Here is a 24,812-nt window from a genome sequence, read left to right as displayed (position 1 = left end):
CAGGCATGAGAAGCGGTGATAAAGCAGACGTCCACAGAGAGCCTTCTTCAACCGGTGCGGACGTGCTGGCGCAGAGCCCATGCTGATCGCTTTGCCCTGATCGTGGACGCCGCCGACTACTTTGCCCAGCTCAAGGCGGCCATGACGCTCGCTCGTGAGCGGGTCATGCTGATCGGATGGGATTTCGACACCCGTGTACGGCTCGATCCTGAAGGCGAGCCGGATGGGTGGCCAGACAAGCTCGGTTCGTTCATCAGCACGCTCGTACAGCGTCGCCCGGACTTGCAGGTACACGTGCTCAAGTGGGACCTTGGCGTTCTGAAAGCGCTCGGGCGCGGCGCGACCCCTCTGTTCATACTCAACTGGATGACCAACAAGCGTGTCCACCTGCGGCTCGACAGCGTGCATCCAGCCGGCGCATGCCATCACCAGAAGATTGCCGTGATCGACGATGCCCTCGCCTTCTGCGGTGGCATCGACCTCACAGTCGGCCGCTGGGATACGCCCGAACACCGTGACGACGACCTGCGCCGCGCCAGCCCTTGGGGATTCGCGCAGCCACCATGGCATGATGCAACGGCAGCGGTGGACGGCGAGGCGGCGCGATCCTTAGCTGAACTTGCCCGAGAGCGCTGGGAGAGCGCGACGGGCGAGAGGTTGCCGCCCCTTCAAGAACGGCACACGATCTGGCCCAAAACTCTGCAGGCCACCTTCCATGATGTGAACGTCGGCATCGCCCGCACTCAGCCGAAACGCGACGGCCAACCGGCGGTGCGCGAGATCGAGGCGCTGACCCTCGCCGCGATCTCAAGGGCGCACCGTTTCATCTATGTGGAGAGCCAATACTTGGCGTCACACCGTATCGCCGAAGCCCTAGCGAATCGGCTCGGTGAGACGAGCGGCCCGGAAGTGATCGTGATCAACCCCCTATCCACGGAGGGCTGGCTAGAGGACGAGGTGATGGGATCAGCCCGAGCCCGAATCATCGAACGCCTGAGTGGCATCAACGGTGGGCACCACTTCCGGATCTGCTACCCGGTCGCGGCGGGCGGTACACCAATCTACGTTCACGCCAAAATCATGATCGTCGACGATCAATTTCTGAAGATCGGCTCCGCGAACATGAACAACCGCTCCATGGGGCTCGACACCGAATGCGATCTCGCTGTGGACCCTCACGACCAAACCGAGCGCGAGGCGCTTCGGGTTGCGATCTGCTCGATCCGGCATCGCCTTCTGGCTGAGCACCTAAACGTGGCGAAGGACGAGTTCGCGCGAGTGGAGCTGGAAGAGGACTCCCTCGTCCGGGCGATCGACCGCCTACGTATTGCGAACGGACGAACGCTCGTCCCACTTAAGCCGACGCTGCTCAACACGGCGGAAGAGGTCATCGCAGCGCATGGGATCCTTGACCCGGACCGACCGGAGCCGATCGTGAACCAGCTTGCAAAGTTCGCATCTGCCAGCCAGAGGGCACTCCGCAGGAGCTTCCGCGGCGCGGATGTGAAGGCCTAAGTTGTTCGGGATGTTGCCGGCCAGGGAAGTGCCATGTCGTGCCGCCATCAGTCTGACAGTCTGCCACTGGGGCCAGTCGAGGTCATGCCGGCGCGTTCGCGCAAGTGGCTCCGCTGGCCGAGCGAACTGCCCAGACCCTGCAACGACAACCGCAGCACAGGCATGGCGCAGGTTGCCAAAATCGCGGCCGTGGGTTTGGCGGGCCTCATGGGGCTGGCAAGCCTCGTCGCCGGGTTGGTGACCTGAGATCCAGGCCACGTTCGCGAGCTGCGATGGCTTGCGGACGGCTGTGTGGATTGGAGAGGACGAGGGTGGCTGGTCGCGCCGGCCACCCCCGCAAGTTTTGTCCGACCGGCGAGGCCAGCGTCCGGGGAAAGGATCACCTTGCCGGCCTCGGCAGTGTGAGGGGATCTGCGGCCGCGCACAAGGGCAGTCAGGCACGGCGCGGAGCACCTAATCAGAGGTTGAGCTCGGAGCAGCCACTCTCGGAGCCACCAGATCGGCTGCTCTTATCTCCTTCGTCGCTTCGACCGTGGAGCACCAGATGTCGGATGCACCAGGGCGAGCTGTGCTGGCGGCGAATGGATCTCGCCTCCTCCGAAACTCAGCACTTGATCAGCGTGGGCAATGGTGGCTGGCCGGTGCGCGACGATGATGAAGTCATATTTTGCGCACGTAGCGCTTCTGCGATGACAGCGTATGGCGGCTTTCGCCGCACGAGTGCACGAAAAGGGGCCGGCCGCGCCCCCAATTCGGAAAAAGGGCCGCCGGCTCTCGGTGTTATGCGCCACCCCCGAGTGGGCTCATCCGCCCCAACTTCGAAGCGGGTCACCGATAACGGCAGCCGACGCGATTGCGTTGCCACGAAGCCTGCCGCGCACCGACTTGATGAAGCATCCCGCTGGGTCGAACCCCTATGGCCTCTACGGCAGAGCAGTGGAACGCTTCCGCCAAGATCCTCGTTTGGGAGGCGGTTCACAGAGATGTGAGTTTGGTCCTCACATCACCAGGAGGAACTCGATGAAGCGTATGCTCTCCGCCGCTGCTGCTCTGGTCCTGCTCTCGGGGGCTGCCGTCGCTCAGACAACTGTCACCACGACCACCGGAACCGCCGACACGGTCGAGATCGCGCCCGAGCAGCGCACGGTCATCAAGAAGTACGTCACCGAGCAGCGTGCCAAGCCCGTCAAGCTCAAGGAGCGGGTGACTGTCGGCTCGACGGTGCCGGCAGACATTGAGTTCCAGCAGCTGCCCTCGACCATCGTCAGCAGCAACCCGCGCCTGAAGGGCTACAGCTACTTCTCCTCGGACAGCGGCACCTACATCGTCGATCCCGGCTCGCGCCGGGTGATCACCACCATCGACTGAGATCGAGCGGGCTGCCGGCTACAGCTGGCAGCCCCTCTGCCTCAGGCAGGTTTTCAGATGCTTGCTGCTGATAGGGCGAGACTGCCGATCACCCGAGCTAAGCGGAGGCCCGCGTCGCGGGCGTCCCGAGCAGGCTCGTCAGAAGCGAGCGTGCCCGGCTGACCCGGCTCTTCACTGTCCCCACTTGGCAGCCAATCACCTCGGCCGCAGCCTCGTAGGTCAGGCCTTGGGCCCCCACCAGCAGAAGCGCCTCACGCATGGGGGCAGGCAGTTTGGCGATGTGCGTCCAGATGGTGCGCAGATCCGAGCCGTGCTCCTGAGCGGCGGGTGCGATCAACTGGCCGGCAAGCGTGCCGTCCGCGTCCTCGACCTCGCGCTTGCCCTTGCGGCACTCGCTGTAGAACTGGTTGCGCAGGATCGTAAACAGCCAGGCCTTCAAGTTCGAGCCCGGAAGGAAGCGATCCTGGGCCGCCCAGGCCCGCACCACCGTCTCCTGCACGAGGTCGTCGGCGCGCGCCGCGTCTGGGACAAGCGACATCGCAAAGCCCCGAAGATCGGGGAGCACCGCAACCAAGCCGTCGCGGAAGGCTTCTGCGTTCCCGCTCTGGGTAGCCAGCGCGCTGTCGAGCTGTGCGATCAGGTCGAGCAGGTGCTGCGGCGGCTGGGCCTGCATCAGCGCGCCGTAGGCCGCCTGCAGCTCAGAGCCGAGATGATCGAGGATGGCTGTAGGCAGGAGAGCCGGAGCTGTTGCGTCCTGCACCTCCGGCTGATGCGCACCGAGCCCGCTTGGTATCAGCATGTCGTTCAACCTGCTGCTCTCTCTCATAGTCATGCACGGCGGCGTACGCCGAACACTCTGACCGTACAGTGAACATCAAACTAGGCTGTAAAGGGGATCGTTCCATGCGACCCTCGCGTTGCAGCCGTCCTTTGCAAGCCAGTGCGATCGGGGAAATGGCGCGAACAGTGACCTACAGCATCGTCGACCATCCAGATGGGCGGTTCGCAGTCGTGGCTGCCTCGGCGGCCGGTTCCGTGCACTGGCGCTGCGGGTTTCTGACGCTTGCCGAGGCCGAGCGATGCGTCGAGGACTTGCGCGCAATGATGGCGGCCTGCGGCGCTCCACTGGTGCGCTGGGAAGCCGAGCGGCCCGGCATGGACTTGCGGGCGATGCTCAGAGCGCTCAGGCCACCGCCCCAATAGGATTTGCTCTGCCGGTTGCATTCAGGAGCGCGACGCCGTCCGTAGTGTCATGCTGCCAGCTTGTTCAACTCGCATGCGGGTCCGGCGGGCCGCTCGGGATCTCGCCCGTCCGGAACCAATCGCCGATGTAGGGGCGGGTGCGCTCGAGGTACGGCTGCAGGTCCGGCTTGCTGGCAATCATGAAGCCAGTGATTAGCACTGCGGCCCCGAAACCAATGGCGAGCGCGTACTGGTTCCTCCGTGGCACGACGCCGTCGATCGTGCCAGGCGTGCAGACGTGCAGCACCACCGCGATGACCGAGATCAGAATGATGGGCGACAGGAGCTCGTTGTTGAGGAACCAGGCGGGTGTGCCGGCGAGCCGGTAGACCAGCGCGTAGATGCCGAGCAGCTCGGCGGAGAGGAACTTCAGCCAGATGCCCACGATCAGGAAGTCGCGCGGCTTCGGCACCGGCCGCAGCACGCCGATCCAGGCGTCCTTCGCGAAGATCCAGAGCGCGACGGCCGTGGCGGCCACGTCGAGGATGCGCACGTAGACGACCATCTCGCCATTCGGCACGAAGGCGTTGATCACGGTGTAGCCGAGGAAGAGGAGGGCGGCCGCCCAGAGAATGATGCTCTTGATGTTCTCGGGTCGGTTGTCAGCGTAGATGTTCACGAACACGGTCATCCCTCACCATCACCGGGACCGCCGAAACTTCTGAGGCGGAGGACGTCCTCGACAGCCAAGACCACGCCCCGCTCGCGCGCTCGTCGCTCCACTGCGTCGGCCGTCACCTTCATGTCGCTGACCCGGCGCCGTGTTTTGCGGGCGGCCGATGAGACAGCCTGGGCCGAAATGGCGTGGAGATGTGCCGCTCGCTGAAGCCGCTCGGACTCGTGCGAGCAGCGCGACGAGAACAGCCGATCGAGCAGCATCCTGATCCTCCGGATCATTGCGCCCCTCGGCGGCAGACGTTCTCGACCACGCGCGCGAGTCCTTCGAGCTTCTCACGGAGCCGCTCGTCGTCGTTCTCGACGTCGCGCTGCAGGAGCGTGACGACGCGCATGACCTCCGTCTGCCCCTCGCGCATCGCGTTCAGAGCCGTAGCGGTCTCGGTGTTCGTGCTGGTCTGCCGCTCCATCGCGGCGGCGCTGACCTTCGCGTCCGCGATGCGCGCGTCCTGACAGGCTTGGAGCCGCCGATCGAGGACGACAATGACGAGAGCGAACAGGCCGCAGAGCCCCCAAGGGCCATAGTCCTTGAGGAGGTCCGCGATCTCAAGCGCGGTCACGGCTCAGCGCCGGGTGGCAGCTGGCAAGAGCGCGGTGATCTGGCTGTCCTTGACCTGACTCGAGCGCGAGGACCCCAGCCAGAACGCGATGGCGGTGCCGAGGGCGAGGTTCGCTGCGCCGTAAGCTTGGCTCAGCAGCTGGTAGACGCGCTCCGGGATTTCGGCCTGCACGAAGTAGAGCGCCACCGAGAGGACGATCCAGGCCGAGAAGATGAGCAGCGTCACGATCGCTGGCATGTTCTGGACCCAAGAGTGGGTCTGTACGAGCGCGATCTGCATGTTTCGGGCGTCGGCGAGGTCGGCGAGGTAGGCGTCTTGCCGCTTCGTCTCGGCCTCGATCTCGGCGAGCTTCACGGCCGACCCGGTTGGGTCTGCGGCGACGGCCTGGGAGACCGCCTCGGGCGTGGCAGGCACGCCGAGTGCAGCTGCAACGCCCTTGCCCACCACGGCGCCGACCGTGCCGCCCAGCGGGCCGCCGAACAGGGTGCCGAGCGCCGGCAGACCGATCTGGGCGAGCTGCCCGGCAAGTTGCGACCAGTCCATGTCAGAAGGCCTTCTTGAAGAGGGCGGCGATGGCCGCGAGGAGGCCGCCCGTCTTCACGGTCGGCACAGGCTGCGTCGGAGAGGTGATGGCGGGCGCCGGGATCGGCTTCGCGGGAGCTGGCACGGGCCGCGACGAGGCGACCAGCGCCGCGGCCGCGGCCATCGCCAGCGCTTCGACCCGCACGCCCTCGACCCGCTTCGTCCAGCCCTTGCCGAAGGTCGGCCACGTCGAGAGGCGGCGCAGGAACACCATGCGGTCGTCGCAGATCCGTTCGATGATCTGCGCACTTGAGCGCGAGGCGACATTGGCGAGCGTGATGGGTCCGATCACGCCGTCGTCTGCCACGCCGATCGCCCGTTGAAGCGAGGGGATCGCGCGTCCCTGGCCTGAGTTCACGGCGAAATCGAAGACGCAGTAGTCGACCCCGCCGGGAAGATCGTCGCCGCGAACCGCGTCCCAGTAGTTCTTCCGGTAGATCGGCGCGACTGTCGCTTTGGTGAGCGCTCCCACCTCGGCCTTGGTTGCCGGCCGGCCGAGCCAACCCGAGAGCGTGCCGATCGTCACGCCGAGGTTCGTCGCACCGCCGGGGTCGGCAGGGTGATCGACGTACCCGCCTTCGTGCTGCAGGACGAGCGCGAGCGCCCGCTCGAAGTTGGCGGCGGCCATGGGGATCTCCACGATGTCAAAGAGCGCCGCTCGCAAGCGGCCGTGAACGAAGGTTTGAAGGCGGCGCGCTACATCGGCGCCCACGTTCCGTTGGTGCTGGTGGGCGACGTCTCCAGCGCGATCTTGTGCTTGGCGAGCACGCCGAGGATCGCTAGGACGTCGGCCGGCGCGGCGTCCAGCTCGGCCGAGACGCGCATGCGTTGCAGCTCGATCTGATCGGACTGCGCGGCCATCCCCACGATGACCTCCGCCCACTGTTGAGGCGTCGCCTGGAACGTCGGGTCGGCTTCCTTGCGCGTCGCGATCTCCGCCTCGATGAAGGCAGACGTGCCGCCCGCGAGCACGGCCTTCGCCTCTTCGAGCTTGCGCACGTACATCGCGCGCAGTGTCGCCGGCACCTTATCGTTCTCGGCCGCCTGCACGAAGAAGCGCATCGCCGAGTATTTCGCCAGCTCGCGCATCTGCGCGGCGTCAGGGCCGATGACGGTCTCGGCCTGCTCGACCGACCTCGCGTCGGCCGACGGCATGGCGACAGTGATGTCGAAAAGGCGGCGCTCGAAGGGGAACGACTCCACGATGAAGCGGTACGTGCCCGGGAGCGTGATGCCGAAGCTGGCGTCCTTCTTCTCCTCCCCGTCCGCGTCCCAATCGAGCATGGCCGAGACCGGTCCCTGCACATGAATTTTCGTGCCGGCAGGCAGGTTCGGGAACGTCGTCTCTTCTCCCGGCAGCAGCTCTGTCTTGCTGAATTCGCCCGGCAACTCGCCGCGCGGCCGGAACGTGAAGGCGCCTTCCGGCTGCATTTCGACCCAGCCCGAATGCTCGTCCAGGGGGATGACGACGAACGGGATGCCCTTCTCGCGGAACAGGGCAGCTTGCGCTGCCTCGTCGGGCGGCTGCATCGTCGTCTGAGCGACGTAGCCGCTGCCCTGCACGCGCTTCAGCGTGAGAAAGATCCCGACCATCAGTTCATGCCTCTACCGATAAGGAACATGCGCAGATAACCCGAGATGAATTCACGGTAATTGATCTGCTGCATGATGACTTGTACCGAGAAGACGTTGCCGCCGCGGTGGACGACTTCGCCCTGGAGGCGCGCCATGCCGTCGAGGCTGTAGGTCGTGCTGGCCTGCGTCGGTCGGTTATTGAGTGAGCGCACGTAGGGATACGTGATCCCGCCGTCGTCGCGAATATAGACCATGTGCAGGTTAGGGTAGGTGATGAACTGCCGGCCTGAGTCCCATTGCGGCTGCCACGTGAAGTCAGCGGCGGCGTTCACGTCGAGGCGCCACTGCGCCCAATCGTAGTACATGGCCGGCCACAGCCCGGAGAACATTACCTCGTCGCTGAGGTCGTTCGGCTGGTACCCGGAATGGGTCAGCACGCGCATCGGGTCGACGCGGCCGCCCGCGCCGTCGACCGGGCGCATAAAGCGCATCGACATGCCCATCAGAGCTGCCCTCGCCTATGGACGGTGAAGATGACGCCGGTCGGCTCGGCCGGGGCGCCCGCGATGTTAGAGGCGATCGGGAAGTTGGCGGTCCAGGCGTTCTGCGCGATCGTGAGGTTCGCCACCGTCGATTGGACGAACTGCTGCGCCTGCGGAAACCAGCGGGCCGGTGGGACTACGACGCGGTCCCCGTAGAACATCTGCCACCAGACGTCCGGCGCCTGCGGGAATACTTCCGAGAAGGCCGTCCACATATTGCGGGCACCATCGATCGCCGCGTAGCCCTGCATCATCATGTGATCGGTCTTGTAGCCGATGATGAGCAGGTAATCGTCGGGCCGGCCGCCGTGGACTTCCTTCCCCGGCTTCGTGACAGCGATCTGCCCCGGGATCATGTAGACGCGCAGCGGCATCGCTCAGCCCCAAGCCGGGATGGTGTAGGCGAGCCAGCGGAACGTCGGCGAGACCGCGCCGCTGTCCGTGGCGGGATCGCGCTTGATGATGCGGAAGCCGTTACGGGCGAGATGCCCGAGCTGATACCGCGTCCAGTCCGCCCGGTAGAACCTCCCATTCGCCGAGAACGGGAAGCCGAAATTCGGATATGTAATCGCTGCCGACCCGGTCCATTCCTCGAAGCGGATCAGCGGCACATACCCCGGATCGCCGAACCAGACGTCTTGGTTCAGCCCGCACGTTCCTTTGGCGAGCACCGTCCCGACGTTCGCGAATTGGGTCGAGAACCAGAGATTGTTGTAATCGCCTGAGCCTACGTCCCCGACGTTGACGCCGGGCCGTGAGATGAAGAGGCCGACAGCTCCGTCAGGATGCCGACCTACGATGACGCGCTGTGCCATGTCTCAGTCGTAGATTTCGATGCGACCGGCGTCGAGGTTGATCTGCATTCGGCTGTCAGGCGAGCGGATCAATCCCGAGGTCACGGTGCCGAGAACAGCCGTGAAAGCTGACAGCGAGCCGGCCGTGATCTTCGAGGCGGAGAGCTGCCCGATGTAGGCTTCGCCGATCGCGGCGCTCGCGATATAGGTCGAGACGTTGCCGGCCGTGATCTGCTTGACGACGTCGGAGGGCGACCACGCCGACAGGCGGGTCTGCTGCGCCCCGGCCTCGCCGAAATAAGCCTGCGTGATCCAGGCGTAGGCGTCGTTGCCCGTGCCGGCGCCGTAGCAGCGGATGCCGACCAGCGCCGAGACGGCCGAGGGGTGTGCCGTCGCGAACCCGCCGATCCGGGCATACTGGCCGAGATGGAAGGTCGTGCCGAAGTTCATCTGGCCGACCGTGCTGGCCTGGGTCGAACCGTCGTCCTTGACCGCCCCAGCCGGCACGCTCTCGCCGACCACAGCGCCGTTGCCGTCGAACCACCAGATATGGACCTCGGCGGTGCAGCCCAGCGTCCCGATGTAGAGCGAGAGTTCGTAACGCTGGCTCGGCTTGACCGTGATCCGGCCCATCGGGCCCATATTGACCCAGTCCCAGACGTTGCCGCCGTGCAGAAGGCCGCCGGCCAGCTCACGGACCTGACAGACGTTCGTGTATTGCACGCCGCGAAAGTTGTCGTTGAGCGAACCGACCGGCGGGACGCCCGTGTTGTTGTAGAGCGGCCCCCAGAAGGCCAGGGTATTCATCGAGAAGTCGGAGTTTGGGAGCATGTTGACGCCCGAGCCTGTCGTGTTCACCAGCGCCAGCGCGTTGATGCGCGCGCCCGCGCTGTCGCCGGAATGCAGGATCTCGCGCCCCTGCCTGTCCCAGAGGATCAGGCCGAAATCGTCGTTGACGCCGGTCCAGTCGCGCAGCGCGCCCAGCGCCACGCGCCAGCGCACGTTGCCGTCGAAGGTGCCGTTGTCGAGGATGCCAATGGCGCCGCCGTAGCGGGCGGGGTTGCCGTTGACGTCGTAAGCCGCCCCGCGCTGCTGGATCTGGAACCGGTCCGAGCCGATGAAGAGCCGGTTCGTCAGCGTCGTGTCGCCCTGCAAGCGGTTGGCGTTGATCGTGCCGGCCTGGATGCGGTCGCCTTGAATCGAGTTGGCGGTCATGTGGCGGGTCTGGATCGCGTCCGAAGCGATCATCTCCGCCGCGATCGAGCGCGTCGTGATCTTGGTCCCGTCGATGATGGTGCCACCGTAGATCGGCATGAGTCCCGTGGTGCCCGAGGACACGCACAGGATGATGTTGTCGATGTCGGTGTTGATGAACGCCGCGACTGAGGGTGTCGCCGTGTCGTTCTGCGCCTGGAGCACCGTGTTCACGCCCGCGCGCCGGCACCACCAGACGTAGCTGCGGACACCGTTCGTCACGAGCGAGCCGGCCGCGATGCTGTGCACAGCGACCGTGCCGTCGTCGCCGACATAGGAGATCGTGCCGGCCGTCCAGGTCAGCTTGCCGGTCAGCGCGCCGTTTGCGTCGCGCTCCATCGCGAACTCGATGCCGGCGACTGTGATACCGCGGACGCCGATTTTCAGGAGGTTCGCGCCGATCGTGTTGGCGAGAAGTGCTCCCCCGTTGATCTTGGTGGAGTTGCTGCCCGCGAAGACGCTCGAGAGGGTGCCATCCCCGACCAGGATGCCGTCCGGCCCCAGCTTGATTGTCGCCATGTTGATCTGATCGGCGGTGATTGTGCCGGTCTTGATCTCCGCGGCCGTGATTGTCTGGCCGGCGATCTCGTCGGCGGTGATCGTCTTACCGGCGATCTGGGCCGCGGTGATCGTGTCGTCGCTGATGTAGACGCCGTCGATCTTGATGGTGGTCAGCGCCAGCGGGCCCGTGTAACTCGCTGCCGGCACGCGGGACGTGTTGACCGGGCGGACCCAGTAGTAGCGCGTCTGCCCCGGCGTGAGGCCCGAGCGCACGAAGTAGTCTCGCGTCGCGGAGCCGATCTGCGTCGCGTTGACGAGGACGTTCGTCGCGCCCTCCCACACCTCGACGTAGGCGAGATCCTTGGCCGCTGGATTCGTCCAGCGCAGCGTCGCGGTCTGAGCGGCCGCGTTCCCGGTGAGGCTCGTCGCGGGCCCTGGCGGTGTCGTGTTGAGCGCCACGGTGATGGTCTGGACCATCGACCAGCCTGAGATGCCGAATCCGTTCTCCGAGACCGAGCGGACGCGCATGCTCACGGTCGAGCCCGGCACCAAGCCGCGGCGGGTGAATTCCTGAACCGCCTTCTCAACTGAGCCGACCGTGATCCAGCCGCCCGCACCCTCCCGCATGGCGACTTCGTAGAATCCGAGGTTCGCCGTCGTGAGCGCCGTCCAAGTGCCCTTGACCCAGCCCGTCACCGTGCCGTCCGGAGCGACGTCGACTCCCGTGGTGAGCGCGAGGCCCTGCGGGATGCCCGGGTCGGTCGGATCCAACGCCACATCCGAGATCGTGACCATCTCCTCCGCGGAGATGTTCAGCTCGCCGGGCGTCTTGCCGAAAGCGTCGTAGGCGGCCGAGCGCACATAGTAGGTGCCGCTGCTGCGGGGCACGCTCGTGAAGTTGCTCCCGACGTCGAGCGTCGGCGGCGTCACGAGGGGGCCGAATCCCGAAGTGCTGGAGATCCAGTGCAGGTAGCCGACCCAGTCCTTATCGGACGGCTGGTCAATCGCGATGAAGAGGAAGCCCGGCGCGGAGTCGAGATCCGGATTTACCAGAGCCGGCGGCGGGTTGTTGACCAGAAGCGAGGCCTGGTTGCCCTCCGCGCCCGCCGGGTCCGTGGCGGCGACGGCCACGCGGAACTGGCGGCGCGGGCCGCCCTCGTTCACGTTCACGTCGTAGGCGTAGGTCCACTCCTCCGCCCCCGTCGCGAGGATCTCGCGGTGCAGGAGCGCGCCCGAGCTGGCGTCGTAGACGTAGACGACCGGCCGGATGGGGTAGGCGGCGTAGCCGCCCGGGAAGTCGTAGTCCCACTCGACGGTGCAGGCGCGGCCCACGAAGGTCTGGCCGCCGCCGAGCACCTGGAGGTTGACCACCTTCGCGGCCTGGCGGCCGCCCCAGCCGACCACGTCGTAGGTGATCTGCGCCGGCGCCGAGATCGCACCCGTGAGGCCGATCGCCGTCACGATGAAGGTCCACGTGCCGGCCGCCACGTCGGTGAAGTCGGCTGACGCGGAGGCGCGGCGCGGTAGCGTGATGATCGCGCCATCGGGCTTGATCGCGGTCACGAAGTAGCCGACCGAGTTGAACGGTTGGCCCGCGGTCCAGGAGAACGTGAGGGACTGCTTGGCCTGCCCCAGCTCGTAATAGACCGACTCGATGACGGCGAGGTTGGTCGGCGGGAGAACCGTTGTCGGGAAATTCGAGATCGGCAGCTCCTCGAAGGGAGCCCCGGTGTCGACGGTCGCGTACTTGCCGGGCTCGTGCTGGAGAGCCGTGACTTCGTAGATGTGCGGCTCAGCCTCCCGGATCGAGATGACCCGGAACAGCTGTGGCTTCAGCGAGGTCGCGACCACCCATACGGCGGCCGGGTCCGGAACCGCCGGCAGCGCGCCGGTGAGCGCGACCTCCGTCGCCGCGGTCGCCGGCTGCACGCCGCGCTCCGCCACGGTGCCGTCCGGCATCGTCACGGAAACCGTGGCCCCGGAGCCGACCGTCACCGGGCGGTCGAGACGCAACACGGTCGCCGTCGAGCCGGCGAGCACGCGGCCGGACAGATCTACCGCCGCGATCTGTGGATCCTGCACGGCGATCAGGTCGCCTGGGCGCACCACCGCGTGGTCGAGGCCGGCGCGGTAGGTGAGGACCTGCGTCTCCTGAAGCTCGGTCAGGAGCGTCCAGAGGCCGGCACGGTGCGCCTGGCCGCGCGAGGTGCAGCCGAGGAGGTCGACCTTCGTCGGGTTGTAGCCGTAGCGGGCGACGCCGGCCGGGTCCTCCACGACCTCGTAGTTCGTCCGGTAGAGGTCGGTCGGGTCGTTCCAGGCGACGATCGCCACCGTGTGCCGCGCCTGACGGCCGGACGAGGCGTAGGAGAACTCGCCGTCGATGACGTTCGCCTCGGTGACGAGGAGCTTCACGTCACCCGGGCGATCCTGCGTCGCGGTCACCGTGCCAGAGGACCAATAGGTCATTCCGCGGAAAACCTGGGCGACGAGCTCCAGGAGGTCGAAGGCGTCCTGCTGCTCGGCGATCACGCCGTTGAAGGTGAACCGCGGCTCCTGCCCGCCCTTCCCATCCGGCACGAGCCCGTCGCAATAGGCACCGATCTGGTAGAGCGACCACTTGTCGACCGCCGAGACATCGATCAGCTGGCCGAGGCCGAAGCGATCGTTCTCGAGCAGCATGTACAGGACCCAGGCCGGGTTGTTGCACCAGGCCTCCTTGAAGGTCCCGTCCCAGATGCCGGCATAGGTCCTCGCCACCGGGTCGTAGTTCGTCGGGACGCGCATTTTGATGCCGTCCACGAGGTACTGCCGCTGCGGCAGACTCGAGCCGAACTGGCTGGCATCGGCCGTGATGCCGACGATGGCCGAGCCCGGGTAGGTGAACTTCGCGTCCACGATGGTCGTGAGCGACTGGTAGATCAGGTCGCTCGCGAACTGCATGTTCGGGAACTGCGCGTTCGAGGTCTCGGTGTCGTCCGAGAGGCGCACCACCTGGATTTGCCAGGGCGCCGACGCGCCGCCGGGGTTGCGGGGAAGATCGATCTCGTAGCTCGGGAAGAAGGCCGAGGACGCCTTGCCCTGCACGGCCAGGGCGCCGAGCTGATTGACCCAGGGGCCGCCCGAGTACCGGACTTGGATCAGGAAGTCGATGCGCCACGCGTTCACGTTCCCCTTGCTGTCGGCATAGAGCAGCGAGGGGATCTGCAGCGTGATGCGCGCGCGGTCGGCGCTCGGATCGGTCACCGTGGCGGTGACGGGAAGCGCCTTCTTGACCTGCACGCCGACTTCTTGCGACGTCTCTACGTCCGGATAGCCGGGCATGTAGGTCTGCCCCGGCGTGCCTGTCCGGGAGTCGAGGGAGATGCCCTGGAAGTTGCGCGAGCCGTCCGCGTTCTCGATGGGCGTGTTGTTGAGGTAGACGCCCTTCAGGCCGCCGACGATGCCGTTGATCTCGCCCTCTCCGAGGAGGTCGACGAGCCGCACCGTCGCGTTGGTGAAGAGCGTGTCCTTCGGGACGTTGGCGCCGCCGCCGGTCTTCGAACCGGAGGTCTTCGCGGCTTCGACGAGCGCGCGCGAGTCCTCGGCCGGGACCGGCGCCCCGTCGTCGTCTCGGTTGAAGCTGTCCATGGTTCCCCTGGGGAGCGCCGGCGCGAGCGATCAGATGCGGGCGGTGGGAAGGCCGTTGCCGTAGTCGGTCGTGACGCCGGCCGAGATCGTGATGCCGGTCAGCATGCAGCGGCCGATCGGGACCGGAACGCAGCCACCCTGATCCGAGGTGTTGTTGCCGCCGTCGAACATGTAGCTGCGGCGCTCCTTCTCGGTCTTCTTCTTGGGCGTCAGCAGGCTCGCGACGCCGGTGAGGGCAAGCGAGGCGCCCATGCCGACAAGCCACATGGGCCCGCCCGCCCACCAAGTCGCCGCGGCGATCAGGGTGCCCACGATGATCTTGCCGATGCCGGCGCCGGACTTGGCCGCGCTCGCCACCGGCACAATGTGCAGGTCACCTTTGGGCAGGCCGAAGGTGATCTGGTCCTCACCGAGCCGGAGCCCTCTGCCGCGAGAAGCGCCGCAGGTGACCCGGAAACGGCCCTCCTCGATTGCCCTGCGGAAACCTGGGATCTGGCTGCCGAGCGCGAGGCAGGCCTCTGCCAGCGACCGGACGTCGAGCTTGAATGACGGCCCGACTTCGCGCGCGAGCGAGCCGTAGAGCCTCACAGTTCGGAGCATACGAAGTCCTCCGGGAGGTCGCGGTGCCGGACGAGGAAGTCGAGCTTCGGCCGCCACACCGCCGCGGGATCGCGGGCCGAGCACATGCCGGCGAGGTGGTGCAGGATCAGGCCGCCACCGATGTAGACGCCGGCGTGGTTCAGGACGGGCGAGCGCACCGAGCAGATGAAGCAGTCGCCAGCCAGGATGCTGTCGCGGCCGCGGTCGACGCGCACGAAGCCGGCCTGCTCGAAGCCTTGCGCGTAGAGGTCGAGCGGCGGCTCGCCCTCATGCGGCGCCCACCAGTCGGGTTCGCGCACGAAGTCGGGGATCTCGATGCCCGCTACCTGCCGGTGCCAGTCCCGCACGAGGCTGTAGCAGTCGTCCACGCCGTGCCGGAACGAACGCCCGAGCAGCGCCGGGCGCTCGACCTGGTCGCCGAACCAGAAGGGGTCCGTGGCGCCACCCTCGGTCACGAGCGAGATGCCCCACGGCACCGCCCAGTCCATCTGCGAGCGCATGTCCTGCGCCGAGGGGCAGTCCTGGGGCGGGACGATCTTGCCCTGCTCGTCCTCGCTCGAGCAGTGCGAGTGCAGGATGGCGGCCGGCCGATGCCCGCACACCGCCTCCATCTCGTCCTCGTGGATCTCGAAGTGCGCGATCTTGTCCGCCGCGATGCTCGAGCAGGCGTGATAGCGGCCCTCCTGGTCGATCACACCGCCGGCCTCCTGCGGCCAGGCCTCCGCCGCGTGCGCCTTGTGCGCGTCGACCGCGGCGCGCCAGCGGTCGTTTAGCCCGTGATCAAACGCGAACGCGGCCAACACCGGGGAATCCTCCGAACGGCAGCTGCGCGGCCGCGCCGAAGCGGGCCTTACAGCAGGTGTTGATGTGGCGGCTGGGCGTGTCCTTGTCGGGCGTCGTCAGATTGCCATCGACGTCGTAGGCCTGCCCGCCCGTGTAGGGGCACTTCACGTGGCTGTAGTCGAACGCCCCGGCGGCCGGGTCCCAGCGCCGGTACCGCCACAGGCAGATCTCGCGCACGATCAGGCGACCGGGCAGCGCGCGGCCCTCCTGATCCATCGCCGAGGCGAGCTCCCACTCGATCACCCGCTTGGTGTGCCGGGTCTTCTGATCGAAGAAGAAGATGTCCTGCGCGTAGGCCGCTTCCGGATCGGGTGTGGCGCCGTTGTCCAGGAACTGCGTGTAGGTGCGGGTGCGGATGAGCTTGGCGCCGATCAGGTCATCGTAGAGCAGCGAGGCTGAGGACATCAGCCGCGTCGCGTTCGAGACGCTGATCTTCGGCCGGGGCATCGCGCCCTTGCCCGTGTACTCGAACCCCTCGCACCGCACGTCGACCGGCTGGTACTGGATGCCCTGGAATGGCATGGCGGACGTCTTCTTCGTCGAGGGCGTGAAGGCGAACTGCTGGGGCACGCCGAGCGGCGATAGGTCGATCACGTAGAGCGCGACGAGATCGCCGGGCGTGAGGCTCTGCCCCGCCCGGCGGATGGCGGCATTCGGTTGCGTCACGGGTCGAAGTTCTCCTTGAACGTCGCCGTGAGCGTCCAGAACAGGGCGCTCGTGTAGTCGACGCTCCACTCCTCGCAGGTGAACTGGCGCGCGGCCGGCTCGCCCGGGGGCAGGAAGGTGAAGGGCTTGTAGCCGGCCCGCTCACCGAGGAAGTCCTCGAGGGTCTGGATGCCGGCGGACGGCAGGATCGCGGAGCGGTAGGTGAAGTCGCGCGGCAGCGGGTTGATGCCGTCGCCGGTCCGTTGCGAGTACCGCCCGCCGAAGTTGGCGGTCAGGATGGCCGGCGCGACTTGCTTGCTCGACCCGGGCGCGACCGGGCCGGACGTGCCCCGGCCGAGCGTCGGGAAGGCCGGATAGGGCATCGGGCGTCAGACGCCCGGCGCCGCTGGCACCGGTACCGGCAGCTGCACGACCACCACGGTGTAGGGTTCGGTCACGGCAAGCGCCGCCGGGTCGCTGTCGTTCTCGAGCGCATCGAAGAGCGCCGTGGCGCCGTTGACGCCACCGACCAACATGCCCAGCGTGTAGGCTCCGGTGTACCCGGCGGCCTGCGCGGGCCCGGCCTGCGCGTATACGCTTTGTCCCGCGTAGCGGTTGGCGAGATCGAAGAGCCGGCCGGCCTCGGCGTTCACGACGCGGGCTTCGAGCTTCTCGCCGTCCGAGCCCTCGATCTCGATGGTGCCGCGGGCGTCGGCGAACCGGTCGACGCCGCGGAAGAACAGCGCGGTCGGCGTGCCGCGCGGAATCATGCCTGCGGCCACTCCGGCCACGACGAATTTCTTGGAACGTGACATGGGTGCGGTCTCCTTACGCGACGGGCTTCAGGAACTGGCGGGCGCTCGGCGAGAGCTGCGCGACCCGCTCTGCCCGCAGGGCGATGTCGCGCAGGCCACCGGGGGGCGGGTTGTAGGGGCTGCCGCTCATGTCGAGCAGGAACATGAGGGTGATCTCGGCGACATCTGCGGCCGTGATGCCGGCGCCTGGGCGAAACAGGCACGGCGGCTCGTTCTCGGCGGTCGGCATCGGCACGTCGCCGGGCGCTTGGCGCGCCGCGTCGCCGCTCTGTACGAGCTCGGCGCCGCGATCGATCGGGGGCTTCAAATCCATGAGTGATAGGGTCTCCGGTTAGAAGCGGCGCGAGCCGGCCTGATGCAGCATCCCGCCCGGGCGCATCTCGCGCTGGGCCCAACCCGCAAAGGCGCCTTCCATCTCGCGCCGCATGGCTTTGGCGGTCTGCTCGGCGTGGGCTTGATCCTGGGCGGCGTTGCCGGACGAACCCTGCATGCTGACGGAGACCGGCATCGAGACCTTGACCCCGCCGCCTGCGGCGCCTGACCTGGCCGCCGCGATGTCCTGCGCGGTCCAGCCGCCGACCGGCCCGCCCGCCTCGTAGCCGCGCAAGCCCGCGCGCATCGCCTCGAGCGGCGCAAGGCCGATCCGGCGCACGGCGGCGGCATCGAAGACGTACTCCCCCCGGTGGACCACCCCGGCCGGTTCGAGACGCCCGCCCGGGCCCGTGTATCCGCCGGCCGCGAACTTCGGGAAGAAATTGCCGGAGAAGAAGTCCATGAGGCTCGGGCTACCTGCGCCAGAGCCGGAACCACCGCCGAACAGGTTGCCCAGCAGGCCGCCGTTCGCGGAGCCGCGCGCGCCGAACAACGAGGAGAAGATCTGGTCCGACGCGAGGTCGAGCAGGCGATCGGCCATGCGGTCGACCGCGTTCGCCATAGCGTCGGCTGCCGTGGCACCCTGGCGGATATCGCGCAGGAAGCCGCCGAGAGCGTCCCGGCCGGCGCCGCGCACGGCGTCGTCGAAGCGCATCCGCTCGCGCAGGTCGTCAAGGCGCTCGGCCGCGGCTGCCGCCTGGCCAGCGTAGCCCTTGATCTGGGCGGAGAGCTCCGGCGTGATCTCGCGGTCGGCGCGCTTGGCCGCGGTCAATAATTCCTGCTCGACCCGGTACCGTGCGACGGCCGCGGCGCCCATGCCATAGGTCTCCGCCTCCTGCTGCTGCCGGCGGATGCGGTCCTCCTGCGAGCGCACGGCGCGGTCGAAGTCATCGCGGCGCTCGCTGTCGGATTTGCCACCACCGCTCTTCGCCTCTGAGGCTGCAGCGATCGCTCCAGCGCGCTCGACTTGGCCGCGAGCGCCGCCCGGCGTGATGGCCTTTCCGATAAGATCGAAGGCCTTCTGCCGCTCGGCGACGGAGCGCTTCTCGGCCTCGGTTTTGGCGTTGATGGAATCGAGGCGCAGCTGGTCCTGTCGGCGCGCCATCTCCTCCTGGCTGATCAGCTTGCCGGTGGAGTCGCGGAGCGTGTCCACGGCGCGCGTGACGGCGGTGTAGGCTTCCTCGGTTTGCGCTTGGTCGGCGAGCTTGCTGCGGGCGAGCGGATCGGCGAGCGCATCGCGCAGGTCCGACTGCTTCTTCAGCAGGTCCGACAGGCGGGAGCCGTTCGGGTCGATGTCACGGGCGATGTTGCCGGCGGCGCGCGAGGCAGCGGCCGCGCGCTCCTCGGCAGCGCGGGCCTCGGCTTGGCGGCGCTCGGTGTCGGCGACGAGGCGGGCCGCGTCGCGCTCCGCCACGAGGGAGTCTCCGAGGCCCAGCGGCTGCAAACCGATCGCCGCACGGATTTGGTTCTTATTCTCGACGCGGGCGGACAGGCGGGCCGCTGCGTCCGCAGCAGATTCCGGCGCCAGCCCCGTGGCTGCGCCGGCCGCGCGCTTCAGCGCCTCCCAGGCACGGTCCGCGGCGCCGGTGACCGTGTTCCATGCCGCCGCCCAGCCGGTGGTCGCGGCCGCATTCGCGTCGATCTGCGACTTCAGAGACGCGGCCAGCGTCTCCTGCGCAGCCGAGCGGTCACCCTGCTCCATCTGCGTCTGGATCAGCTGTCGGGTGCGGTCGTCGAGGCCGCCAATCTTCGCAGCGAGATCGTCGGCGCCCTTGGCCGGATCCGCGAACATGCGCGCCAGCTCGGCTGCCGCGGCCGGCGCCTCGTGTGAAGTCAGGCGCGCGTACTCCGACGTCACACGGGTGAGGTCGCCGATCACCGGCAGAGCCAGCTGACCGGTCGAGGCATAAGCGGCCACTATCTCGCGAGCGGTGCCCGTCGAGATCTTGCCTGCCTCAGCGTTTGCGCGAGCGAGAGCGTCGAGCTGCGATGCGGTGGCGCCGGTGGCACGCCCCAGGCCCTGCGTGGCGCGCTCCAGCACCTCCTGATCGCGCGACGCCGAGACGGCAGCGGCCGTGAAGGCGGTGCCCGCTGCAGCGGCTGCCGCCGCTGCGACGTTGAACGGTGTCACCAGGCCGAGGGCGCTCTCGCCCAGTGCCTTCAGGCCGCCCCGCAGGCCGCCTTCGCCCGCCGCGAGGCCCTGCAGGATCTGTGGCCCCTGCTGGAACGCGACGGTGCCGAGGCCGGCGCCGGAGCCGAGCGAGGCAACCACGTCGCCCCCCTGGTACATCAGGTCCCGGCGCTGATTGGCGTCCAGCCCGCGCCGTCCCGGCACGTTGTCGTTCTCGCTGACGGCGGACGGCATGAACCGCGCGCGAGCCATGGCAAGCGCCCGCTCGCGCTCAGCCGCGTCGATCAGGCCCTGGTTGAAGGTCCGGTCGATCACGCCGCTGGCGCGGTCAAGGCGCTGCTGCGCGCGGTACGCATCATCGATCTGCTGCCGGAGCCGGTCATAGGCACTCGCCGCAGACAGCTGCCGGCGCGCGGACTGCTCCGTCACGGTTGCGGACTGGTTGGCCGCTTGGCCCATCCGCTCCTGCGACATGGCAACCGCATCGGCGTCGCCCCGCATCTTCTCCGCGCCCTCGGAGACGTAGCGGACCGTCATCGTGCGGATCGTGTTGAGGCTGACCATGGCACGACCTCGCGGGCCCGGCCGTCGCCGGCGGGCCTCTGGGATTTCAGCGGTGCAGGATCGAAGCCGACTGACTTAGGGGTTGTCGGCCGCCTTCATCTCCTCGCGCATCCGCTCGCGCCAGACGGCGTCCATCGCGCGGATGAGGCGCACGAGGCGCTCGAACTCCTCAGGGTCCGAGACGCCAACGCGCCCGGCATAGCGGTCGATCGACGACCACGGGATGGGGCCGACGACACCGAAGCCGAGCGCGCGATCATTGGATAGGTCCCAGAATGCGTCCCACGCGAAGGTGAGATGCTCGGGCAGGTCCGGCCGCGCGAGAAGCGCCGCCGGCACCGTGCGCTCTTCCTCCGCCAGATCCGCCAGCCACGCGGCGCGCTCAGCCCATTCGAGGTGCCAGCGGAGCGCTTGGGTCAGTTTCCCCGGTCGACCTCGTCGTTGCCGGCGACCTCGTCGGCCGCGACCGTCGCCGCCCAGGACACCGCCTGCCGGAACCGGGCGAAGTCCGGGTCGGTCAGATATTGCTCGGCGAGGTCGCGCGAGTAGGGGATCGTCGCCCCGTCGTCGGCGGTGAGGCCCTCCCAGTCGAGCAGCACCGTATCGAGAAGGCACTGTGCCGTGATGCGGTCGACCTCGTCGGGGTCGATGCGGCCGTGCACCCGCTTCGAGCGCGGCACTGCGTCGAACAGCTTCGACTGCAGGCGGCGGTACTCGGTGTTGCCGATGCCACGGACCCGGAGGCGGAGATCACCCATCTCGGGGATCTCGCCGATCCAACGGCCCTGCCCGAGCCGCGCGGAGTCGACCTTGATGGCGGAGAGCTTCACGCGTCCGTGTCCTTCTTCGAGGTGGTGTGCCGGGCGGCGGGCGCGAGATCTTCTGCCAGCCCCTTACTGATGAGGAGGTCGGCGTGCTCATTCGACAGCTCAGGCTCCTCGCCCTTCGTGAAGGTCCGCCGGTCCTTCCCGTTCGGGTAGCTGTCGAAGTTCTCTGTGATGCGGATCGTCTTCACGACACGGCCCTCGTGATCTGAAGGCTGCAGGCCGCGGCGCTGTCGTAGACGCCGCGAAACGGGATGGAGACCATCACGTCGTCGGTGTTCCCGCCCGGCCGCCGTTCGGCATTGCCGAGGATCAGCTTCGGCACCAGGACGGTGTACTTCTTGTTCGGCGCGTTCCCGACCGTGAATGACAGGGCGCCGCCGCCGGAGTGAGCGAGGGCCGCCGCGTAGAGCGTGTTGCTCTCGAAGTAGCACTCCAGCGTGCCGGTCACGTCGCACATCCCATAGCCGAGGCTGTCGGTGTAGAGGTTGCCGACGAGCGGACGGGTCCGGAGGTTGTTGTTCACCTCCAGGGTGAGGCTGCGGACCTTCGGGTTCGGCGTCACGCCCGAGAGCGTCAGGCTCGCCACGTTCGCCGAGGCGGTCGAGATCGGCTCGGTACCGGGCGCCGCATAGGTGGCGCCCGCGACGATCGCGGTGTCGATCGCTTCCTTCTGCGCCATGATGCCGACGGCGCCGGTGATCGCCGCGCGCGATGCGATGTTGAGCGACAGCGTGTTCACGACGGCGCCCGAGAAGCGCGAGAACGAGTTGCCGCCCTGGAGATCGAGCGTCTCTTCGATCGTGAAGCTCTTCAGGGTCGAGCCGTTCTTGAGGACGTTCGTCGCCCAGGCCGAGAACAGCGCGCCCTCGAGGAGGTCATCGAGGTTCCCGTAGGCGAGCTCGAAGTTGTAGTCGCCCGCCACATCCTGGCCGAGCTGGAACTCATCTCGCACGTTGCGATCGGGCTGGATCTCGTCGGAGGTGCCCGTCGTCTTGTTCGTCCGCGGGCCACCGCCGGTCGAGCGGAAGATCTTGAACGAAGGGGTGCCTGGCGTGGTGCCGAACACGGTCTCGGCGACATAGGCGATCCGACGCCCACTGCCCGAGGCAATAGCCATGGTGGTCTCCTGGTCTTGGGGTCAATGCGCGCGGGTTCAGCCAAAGATATCCGCCTGATACGGGCAACTTATACTGAGGACGAAGTACATACCCTCCTCGTTACGGTCATCGATGACTGGCGAAGACGGCGCGAAGGTCTGCACCCCGCAGAACTCCTTGCCGCGAAACAGCGCGGCGAGCTCGTCGGCCCAGGTCAGCCCCTCGATCACGCCGCGGCCGCGGCGGCTGTTGATCACGAGGCGGAAGGTGCCGGTCTCGCGCCAGACGTTCTCGCCCGGCGCGCCGACGGTGAGCTGCTCGCCGTTCGCGACCGGGTAGGACACCTGCACGAACGGGCTGCCGTCCTTCGGTGCGTCACCCTGCTTGTTGATCCCGAACACTGGACAACGATCCCAGGTGTCCGCGAGGCGCGCCTCGATCGCGTCGGCGACGAGCTTCAGAGGCATGTCAGCGGCCCTGGTCGATCAGGATGGCAGGCTGGCGCGTCAGCCAGTCCTGGCGTGCGCCGACGCGCCCACCACGGACGTTCCGCGAGAGCTTCTCCGCACTGGCCGTCTGCGCCCACTTCCCAATGGCGCCGCCCGGGAACGAGCGGTAGCTGAAGCCGACGTAGGCCACGTTGCCGAACCGCCGCTTTGCCAGGGTCGCCACGCCCTCATAGACGCCGGCCGGCGCCTGTGAGGACAGCCCGCGCTCGATCTTGCGGGCGTAGGGCTGGGCGTTCAGCACCACGTACTGCTCGGCGGGCGGCGGGTTCAGCGGGTCCATCTCGACGTCGTCGGCGAACCACACATGGCTGCGGGCGAAGCGCTCGGTCCGCACGGGCGAGTGGATGATCAGCTGCTCGTCGATCCACTCGACAATGTCGGTCAGCAGCTTGAACTCGAACAGGATCGTGCTGCGCGGGGTCAGCTTCGTGAGGTCGTCGCGCCGCGCGCCGTCCACGAAGGTCTCGTGCTCAGGCACGTAGCCGAGGGCCTGGCGGTTCATGTCCTGTGCATCGCCGAGCGCCTCGCGCGCGGCCCCCGCGAGCAACGCTGCTTGAGCATCCGGCGACAGGGTGTCGTCGAGCATCAGGGTGATGTCGCGCGCGACCGGGTCGACGCGGACAGAGGTGCGGGTCGCCATCAGCCGCGCACCGCGCACTCGATCCGGACCACCACGTCGTTCAGCACGACCGGGTTGGCGACTTCAACGTAGCGGGCGCGACCGGCGACGCTGACTCCGTCGCCGCGCTCAATGGTCTCGATGCTCGCGGCCGCGAGGTGGGTGGGCGAGAGGATCATCAGCGTGTCGCCCTGCTGGACACCGCCCCCGAGCTCCTCCGGTTGGTAGCCGCGCACGAACGCGCGCACCGTCGCGCCGGCCGCATCGGGATCAGCCGCAGTGGGGCGCAGCTGCACGTCCTGGCCGTGCTGCGCGATCTGGCGGTCGAGCGCGGCGATGGCCTGAGCAGGCGTCATGCAAAGAGCAGCCGCCGATAGCCGGCAAGTGCCGCCTCGGCCTCCGGATGCGGCAGGGCGGCGGTGACGCCCTGCACGTACCAGGAGGTCGAGCCAACGCCCACGACGTCCTCGCTCTTGATCAGCGCATCGCGTCCGTTCGCGGAGATCGCGGCCCCCACCAGCTTGATCACCGCCGCCTCGACATCCGCGGGCAGGTCGGGCGCGGTGGTGATCGGTGGATCGCCGCGGCTCTCGCTGGGCAGGAGCCAGCCGGCCTCGTAGTCCACGACCGCGATCCGGCCGCTCCAGCCCTTCTGCTGGCCGTCCTGCAGCAGAAACACCGAGCGCCCGTCCGTCTCATAGGTTCCCGGCGACAGCGTTACGCTGTCGGCGGTCACCCCAAGGATGCGGACCACCGGCCAGCGGTCGAGCAAGAGGTCGGCTCCGCCGTTGGCGGCGCTCGACAGGCAGAGCGCAATTCGCTCGCGCACCGTCTCTCGGCCGAACTGCCGTCGGCAGTAGCTCGCCACGCGCGCCGAGGCTTGATCGATCCAGCGGTTGAGCTGGGCCTCAGGTGGCGCGGTCGCAGCGAGACCGAGATCGCCACGCACGTTGGCGGGCGTCGTGAGACGTTTGGCCGTAGCGGGCGTGATTATGCTGACGCTCATCGCCACTTCGCTCCGTCGGCGCCGATCTGCGTCAAGTCTCGGCCGGCCTCGCCCTGTTTGCCCTGCGGCCCGCGCTCGCCGTCCTTGCCATCCCGGCCATCGCGCCCGCGCTTTACAGCGAGGCGCCAATCGTCGCTCTCGCCAGGCCGGGTGCTGGTCTCCTTCTGCGCGAGCCACCATGAGCCGCCCCAGGTGACGCCGTCGCCGGGCTTGTAGGTCTCTCCCGCCTTGTAGACGCCCCGGTCGAGCGGGACGCTCAGGGCGTGCCGGAACTCCTTGACCTCGTCTCCGCGGCGATAGCGCCGGACGATGGTGCGCCCGCCGTCCTCAAGGGACTCGTCCATGTCCTCGAAGCCGAGACCGTCAGCGCCGCGTTCGCCGTCACGACCGGGAGCCCCGTCGGCGCCATCGCGACCGTCACGTCCGACAACAGCGCCAAGCTCTCGGGTCTCGCCATTCGTGAGCGTAATCACCAGCTCTCCGGAACGGCCGATCAGCGCGGAGGCGAGGCCGACCCCGTCGCGACCATCCTGACCATCCTTCCCGTCA

General features: G+C 67.7%; 30 protein-coding genes. 3 read left to right on the top strand and 27 right to left on the bottom strand.

Annotation, left to right across the window (positions count from 1 at the left end; genetic code table 11):
* The first annotated feature begins 15 nt into the window (after positions 1-15).
* Both MOX02_RS17815 and MOX02_RS17810 read left to right on the top strand, forming a co-directional pair.
* Positions 16-1,515 (top strand): phospholipase D-like domain-containing protein, encoded by a 1,500-nt coding sequence (locus tag MOX02_RS17815; protein WP_244948444.1) that lies wholly within the window; start codon positions 16-18, stop codon positions 1,513-1,515.
* 1,020 nt (positions 1,516-2,535) lie between these two features.
* A complete protein-coding gene (locus MOX02_RS17810) occupies positions 2,536-2,883 on the top strand; it encodes a DUF1236 domain-containing protein (protein ID WP_147027138.1) in 348 nt (115 codons plus the stop codon).
* Between the two features lie 97 nt (positions 2,884-2,980).
* On the opposite strand, the gene MOX02_RS17805 is transcribed toward MOX02_RS17810, so the two are convergent.
* On the bottom strand, positions 2,981-3,682 hold the full coding sequence (locus MOX02_RS17805) for a sigma-70 family RNA polymerase sigma factor (protein ID WP_147027182.1): 702 nt from the start codon (positions 3,680-3,682) through the stop codon (positions 2,981-2,983).
* A gap of 167 nt (positions 3,683-3,849) precedes the next feature.
* Here MOX02_RS17805 and MOX02_RS31880 point away from each other — a divergent pair, with 167 nt between their 5' ends.
* On the top strand, positions 3,850-4,086 hold the full coding sequence (locus MOX02_RS31880) for a hypothetical protein (protein WP_210250392.1): 237 nt from the start codon (positions 3,850-3,852) through the stop codon (positions 4,084-4,086).
* A 64-nt stretch (positions 4,087-4,150) separates the two neighbouring features.
* Here the strand turns inward: MOX02_RS31880 and MOX02_RS17795 are convergent, their stop codons facing one another.
* The 26 genes from MOX02_RS17795 to MOX02_RS17670 all read right to left on the bottom strand — a co-directional run.
* Positions 4,151-4,744: a hypothetical protein gene (locus MOX02_RS17795; RefSeq protein ID WP_147027136.1), complete on the bottom strand. Its 594-nt coding sequence runs from the start codon at positions 4,742-4,744 to the stop codon at positions 4,151-4,153.
* An 8-nt stretch (positions 4,745-4,752) separates the two neighbouring features.
* Complete coding sequence (locus tag MOX02_RS17790; protein ID WP_147027135.1) at positions 4,753-5,004, bottom strand: hypothetical protein; 252 nt, start codon at positions 5,002-5,004, stop codon at positions 4,753-4,755.
* A 14-nt stretch (positions 5,005-5,018) separates the two neighbouring features.
* Entirely contained in the window at positions 5,019-5,360 is a 342-nt protein-coding gene (locus MOX02_RS17785) for a hypothetical protein (protein ID WP_147027134.1), read from the bottom strand.
* 3 nt (positions 5,361-5,363) lie between these two features.
* The gene (locus MOX02_RS17780; protein ID WP_147027133.1) at positions 5,364-5,903 is read right to left on the bottom strand and encodes a hypothetical protein; all 540 of its coding nucleotides are present in this window, start codon (positions 5,901-5,903) and stop codon (positions 5,364-5,366) included.
* Position 5,904: 1 nt separating this feature from the next.
* Positions 5,905-6,570, bottom strand: a complete 666-nt coding sequence (locus MOX02_RS17775; protein ID WP_147027132.1) for a glycoside hydrolase family 108 protein — start codon at positions 6,568-6,570, stop codon at positions 5,905-5,907.
* 68 nt (positions 6,571-6,638) lie between these two features.
* Positions 6,639-7,535, bottom strand: a complete 897-nt coding sequence (locus MOX02_RS17770) for a hypothetical protein (RefSeq protein WP_147027131.1) — start codon at positions 7,533-7,535, stop codon at positions 6,639-6,641.
* On the bottom strand, positions 7,535-8,020 hold the full coding sequence (locus tag MOX02_RS17765) for a hypothetical protein (RefSeq protein ID WP_147027130.1): 486 nt from the start codon (positions 8,018-8,020) through the stop codon (positions 7,535-7,537). The genes MOX02_RS17770 and MOX02_RS17765 overlap by 1 nt, the downstream gene beginning before the upstream one ends.
* The gene (locus MOX02_RS17760; protein WP_147027129.1) at positions 8,020-8,433 is read right to left on the bottom strand and encodes a hypothetical protein; all 414 of its coding nucleotides are present in this window, start codon (positions 8,431-8,433) and stop codon (positions 8,020-8,022) included. The genes MOX02_RS17765 and MOX02_RS17760 overlap by 1 nt, the downstream gene beginning before the upstream one ends.
* A 3-nt stretch (positions 8,434-8,436) precedes the next feature.
* A complete protein-coding gene (locus MOX02_RS17755) occupies positions 8,437-8,874 on the bottom strand; it encodes a hypothetical protein (protein WP_147027128.1) in 438 nt (145 codons plus the stop codon).
* Positions 8,875-8,877: 3 nt separating this feature from the next.
* Positions 8,878-14,235: a TipJ family phage tail tip protein gene (gpJ, locus tag MOX02_RS17750; RefSeq protein ID WP_147027127.1), complete on the bottom strand. Its 5,358-nt coding sequence runs from the start codon at positions 14,233-14,235 to the stop codon at positions 8,878-8,880.
* Between the two features lie 30 nt (positions 14,236-14,265).
* Positions 14,266-14,835 (bottom strand): tail assembly protein, encoded by a 570-nt coding sequence (locus MOX02_RS17745; protein ID WP_147027126.1) that lies wholly within the window; start codon positions 14,833-14,835, stop codon positions 14,266-14,268.
* Positions 14,820-15,638 carry an NlpC/P60 family protein gene (locus MOX02_RS17740; protein ID WP_147027125.1) on the bottom strand — a complete coding sequence of 273 codons (819 nt, stop codon included), beginning with the start codon at positions 15,636-15,638 and terminating at the stop codon, positions 14,820-14,822. Before MOX02_RS17740 ends, MOX02_RS17745 begins: the two co-directional genes overlap by 16 nt.
* Positions 15,616-16,344 (bottom strand): phage minor tail protein L, encoded by a 729-nt coding sequence (locus tag MOX02_RS17735; RefSeq protein WP_147027124.1) that lies wholly within the window; start codon positions 16,342-16,344, stop codon positions 15,616-15,618. The genes MOX02_RS17740 and MOX02_RS17735 overlap by 23 nt, the downstream gene beginning before the upstream one ends.
* Complete coding sequence (locus tag MOX02_RS17730; protein WP_147027123.1) at positions 16,341-16,706, bottom strand: phage tail protein; 366 nt, start codon at positions 16,704-16,706, stop codon at positions 16,341-16,343. The genes MOX02_RS17735 and MOX02_RS17730 overlap by 4 nt, the downstream gene beginning before the upstream one ends.
* Before the next feature lie 6 nt (positions 16,707-16,712).
* Positions 16,713-17,138: a hypothetical protein gene (locus MOX02_RS17725; protein ID WP_147027122.1), complete on the bottom strand. Its 426-nt coding sequence runs from the start codon at positions 17,136-17,138 to the stop codon at positions 16,713-16,715.
* A 13-nt stretch (positions 17,139-17,151) separates the two neighbouring features.
* Positions 17,152-17,451 carry a hypothetical protein gene (locus tag MOX02_RS17720; RefSeq protein WP_147027121.1) on the bottom strand — a complete coding sequence of 100 codons (300 nt, stop codon included), beginning with the start codon at positions 17,449-17,451 and terminating at the stop codon, positions 17,152-17,154.
* An 18-nt stretch (positions 17,452-17,469) separates the two neighbouring features.
* Positions 17,470-20,205, bottom strand: a complete 2,736-nt coding sequence (locus tag MOX02_RS17715; RefSeq protein ID WP_147027120.1) for a phage tail length tape measure family protein — start codon at positions 20,203-20,205, stop codon at positions 17,470-17,472.
* Positions 20,206-20,280: 75 nt separating this feature from the next.
* On the bottom strand, positions 20,281-20,565 hold the full coding sequence (locus tag MOX02_RS17710) for a phage tail assembly chaperone (protein ID WP_444980203.1): 285 nt from the start codon (positions 20,563-20,565) through the stop codon (positions 20,281-20,283).
* A 56-nt stretch (positions 20,566-20,621) separates the two neighbouring features.
* Complete coding sequence (locus MOX02_RS17705; protein WP_147027119.1) at positions 20,622-21,035, bottom strand: phage-derived protein YdaY family protein; 414 nt, start codon at positions 21,033-21,035, stop codon at positions 20,622-20,624.
* Positions 21,032-21,220 (bottom strand): hypothetical protein, encoded by a 189-nt coding sequence (locus MOX02_RS17700; RefSeq protein ID WP_147027118.1) that lies wholly within the window; start codon positions 21,218-21,220, stop codon positions 21,032-21,034. The genes MOX02_RS17705 and MOX02_RS17700 overlap by 4 nt, the downstream gene beginning before the upstream one ends.
* Entirely contained in the window at positions 21,217-22,149 is a 933-nt protein-coding gene (locus MOX02_RS17695; RefSeq protein ID WP_147027117.1) for a phage tail tube protein, read from the bottom strand. Before MOX02_RS17695 ends, MOX02_RS17700 begins: the two co-directional genes overlap by 4 nt.
* Positions 22,150-22,185: 36 nt before the next feature.
* Positions 22,186-22,596: a phage tail terminator-like protein gene (locus MOX02_RS17690; RefSeq protein ID WP_147027116.1), complete on the bottom strand. Its 411-nt coding sequence runs from the start codon at positions 22,594-22,596 to the stop codon at positions 22,186-22,188.
* A gap of 1 nt (position 22,597) precedes the next feature.
* On the bottom strand, positions 22,598-23,278 hold the full coding sequence (locus tag MOX02_RS17685; RefSeq protein WP_147027115.1) for a hypothetical protein: 681 nt from the start codon (positions 23,276-23,278) through the stop codon (positions 22,598-22,600).
* On the bottom strand, positions 23,278-23,613 hold the full coding sequence (locus MOX02_RS17680; protein ID WP_147027114.1) for a hypothetical protein: 336 nt from the start codon (positions 23,611-23,613) through the stop codon (positions 23,278-23,280). The genes MOX02_RS17685 and MOX02_RS17680 overlap by 1 nt, the downstream gene beginning before the upstream one ends.
* Complete coding sequence (locus tag MOX02_RS17675) at positions 23,610-24,269, bottom strand: hypothetical protein (protein WP_147027113.1); 660 nt, start codon at positions 24,267-24,269, stop codon at positions 23,610-23,612. Before MOX02_RS17675 ends, MOX02_RS17680 begins: the two co-directional genes overlap by 4 nt.
* Positions 24,260-24,812, bottom strand: a 553-nt coding sequence (locus MOX02_RS17670; RefSeq protein WP_507762758.1) for a collagen-like domain-containing protein, incomplete at its 5' end; no start/stop codon positions are given. The genes MOX02_RS17675 and MOX02_RS17670, both read right to left, overlap by 10 nt.

The organism is Methylobacterium oxalidis, from assembly GCF_007992195.1.
Taxonomy (GTDB): Bacteria; Pseudomonadota; Alphaproteobacteria; order Rhizobiales; family Beijerinckiaceae; genus Methylobacterium; species Methylobacterium oxalidis.
The sequence above is the reverse complement of the archived record's forward strand: the minus strand, read 5'-3'. Positions and strand labels throughout refer to the sequence as shown.

What these genes read in the sequence shown, in the direction of transcription:
- MOX02_RS17775 (WP_147027132.1), bottom strand. Translation starts at nt 6,570, where the DNA reads ATGGCCGCCGCCAACTTCGAGCGGGCGCTCGCGCTCGTCCTGCAGCAC.
- gpJ (WP_147027127.1), bottom strand. Translation starts at nt 14,235, where the DNA reads ATGGACAGCTTCAACCGAGACGACGACGGGGCGCCGGTCCCGGCCGAG.
- MOX02_RS17745 (WP_147027126.1), bottom strand. Translation starts at nt 14,835, where the DNA reads ATGCTCCGAACTGTGAGGCTCTACGGCTCGCTCGCGCGCGAAGTCGGG.
- MOX02_RS17810 (WP_147027138.1), top strand. Translation starts at nt 2,536, where the DNA reads ATGAAGCGTATGCTCTCCGCCGCTGCTGCTCTGGTCCTGCTCTCGGGG.
- MOX02_RS17695 (WP_147027117.1), bottom strand. Translation starts at nt 22,149, where the DNA reads ATGGCTATTGCCTCGGGCAGTGGGCGTCGGATCGCCTATGTCGCCGAG.
- MOX02_RS17680 (WP_147027114.1), bottom strand. Translation starts at nt 23,613, where the DNA reads ATGACGCCTGCTCAGGCCATCGCCGCGCTCGACCGCCAGATCGCGCAG.
- MOX02_RS17805 (WP_147027182.1), bottom strand. Translation starts at nt 3,682, where the DNA reads ATGCTGATACCAAGCGGGCTCGGTGCGCATCAGCCGGAGGTGCAGGAC.
- MOX02_RS17690 (WP_147027116.1), bottom strand. Translation starts at nt 22,596, where the DNA reads ATGCCTCTGAAGCTCGTCGCCGACGCGATCGAGGCGCGCCTCGCGGAC.
- MOX02_RS17720 (WP_147027121.1), bottom strand. Translation starts at nt 17,451, where the DNA reads ATGGATTTGAAGCCCCCGATCGATCGCGGCGCCGAGCTCGTACAGAGC.
- MOX02_RS17765 (WP_147027130.1), bottom strand. Translation starts at nt 8,020, where the DNA reads ATGGGCATGTCGATGCGCTTTATGCGCCCGGTCGACGGCGCGGGCGGC.
- MOX02_RS17725 (WP_147027122.1), bottom strand. Translation starts at nt 17,138, where the DNA reads ATGTCACGTTCCAAGAAATTCGTCGTGGCCGGAGTGGCCGCAGGCATG.
- MOX02_RS17790 (WP_147027135.1), bottom strand. Translation starts at nt 5,004, where the DNA reads ATGCTGCTCGATCGGCTGTTCTCGTCGCGCTGCTCGCACGAGTCCGAG.
- MOX02_RS17780 (WP_147027133.1), bottom strand. Translation starts at nt 5,903, where the DNA reads ATGGACTGGTCGCAACTTGCCGGGCAGCTCGCCCAGATCGGTCTGCCG.
- MOX02_RS17715 (WP_147027120.1), bottom strand. Translation starts at nt 20,205, where the DNA reads ATGGTCAGCCTCAACACGATCCGCACGATGACGGTCCGCTACGTCTCC.
- MOX02_RS17685 (WP_147027115.1), bottom strand. Translation starts at nt 23,278, where the DNA reads ATGGCGACCCGCACCTCTGTCCGCGTCGACCCGGTCGCGCGCGACATC.
- MOX02_RS17760 (WP_147027129.1), bottom strand. Translation starts at nt 8,433, where the DNA reads ATGCCGCTGCGCGTCTACATGATCCCGGGGCAGATCGCTGTCACGAAG.
- MOX02_RS17730 (WP_147027123.1), bottom strand. Translation starts at nt 16,706, where the DNA reads ATGCCCTATCCGGCCTTCCCGACGCTCGGCCGGGGCACGTCCGGCCCG.
- MOX02_RS17755 (WP_147027128.1), bottom strand. Translation starts at nt 8,874, where the DNA reads ATGGCACAGCGCGTCATCGTAGGTCGGCATCCTGACGGAGCTGTCGGC.
- MOX02_RS17770 (WP_147027131.1), bottom strand. Translation starts at nt 7,535, where the DNA reads ATGGTCGGGATCTTTCTCACGCTGAAGCGCGTGCAGGGCAGCGGCTAC.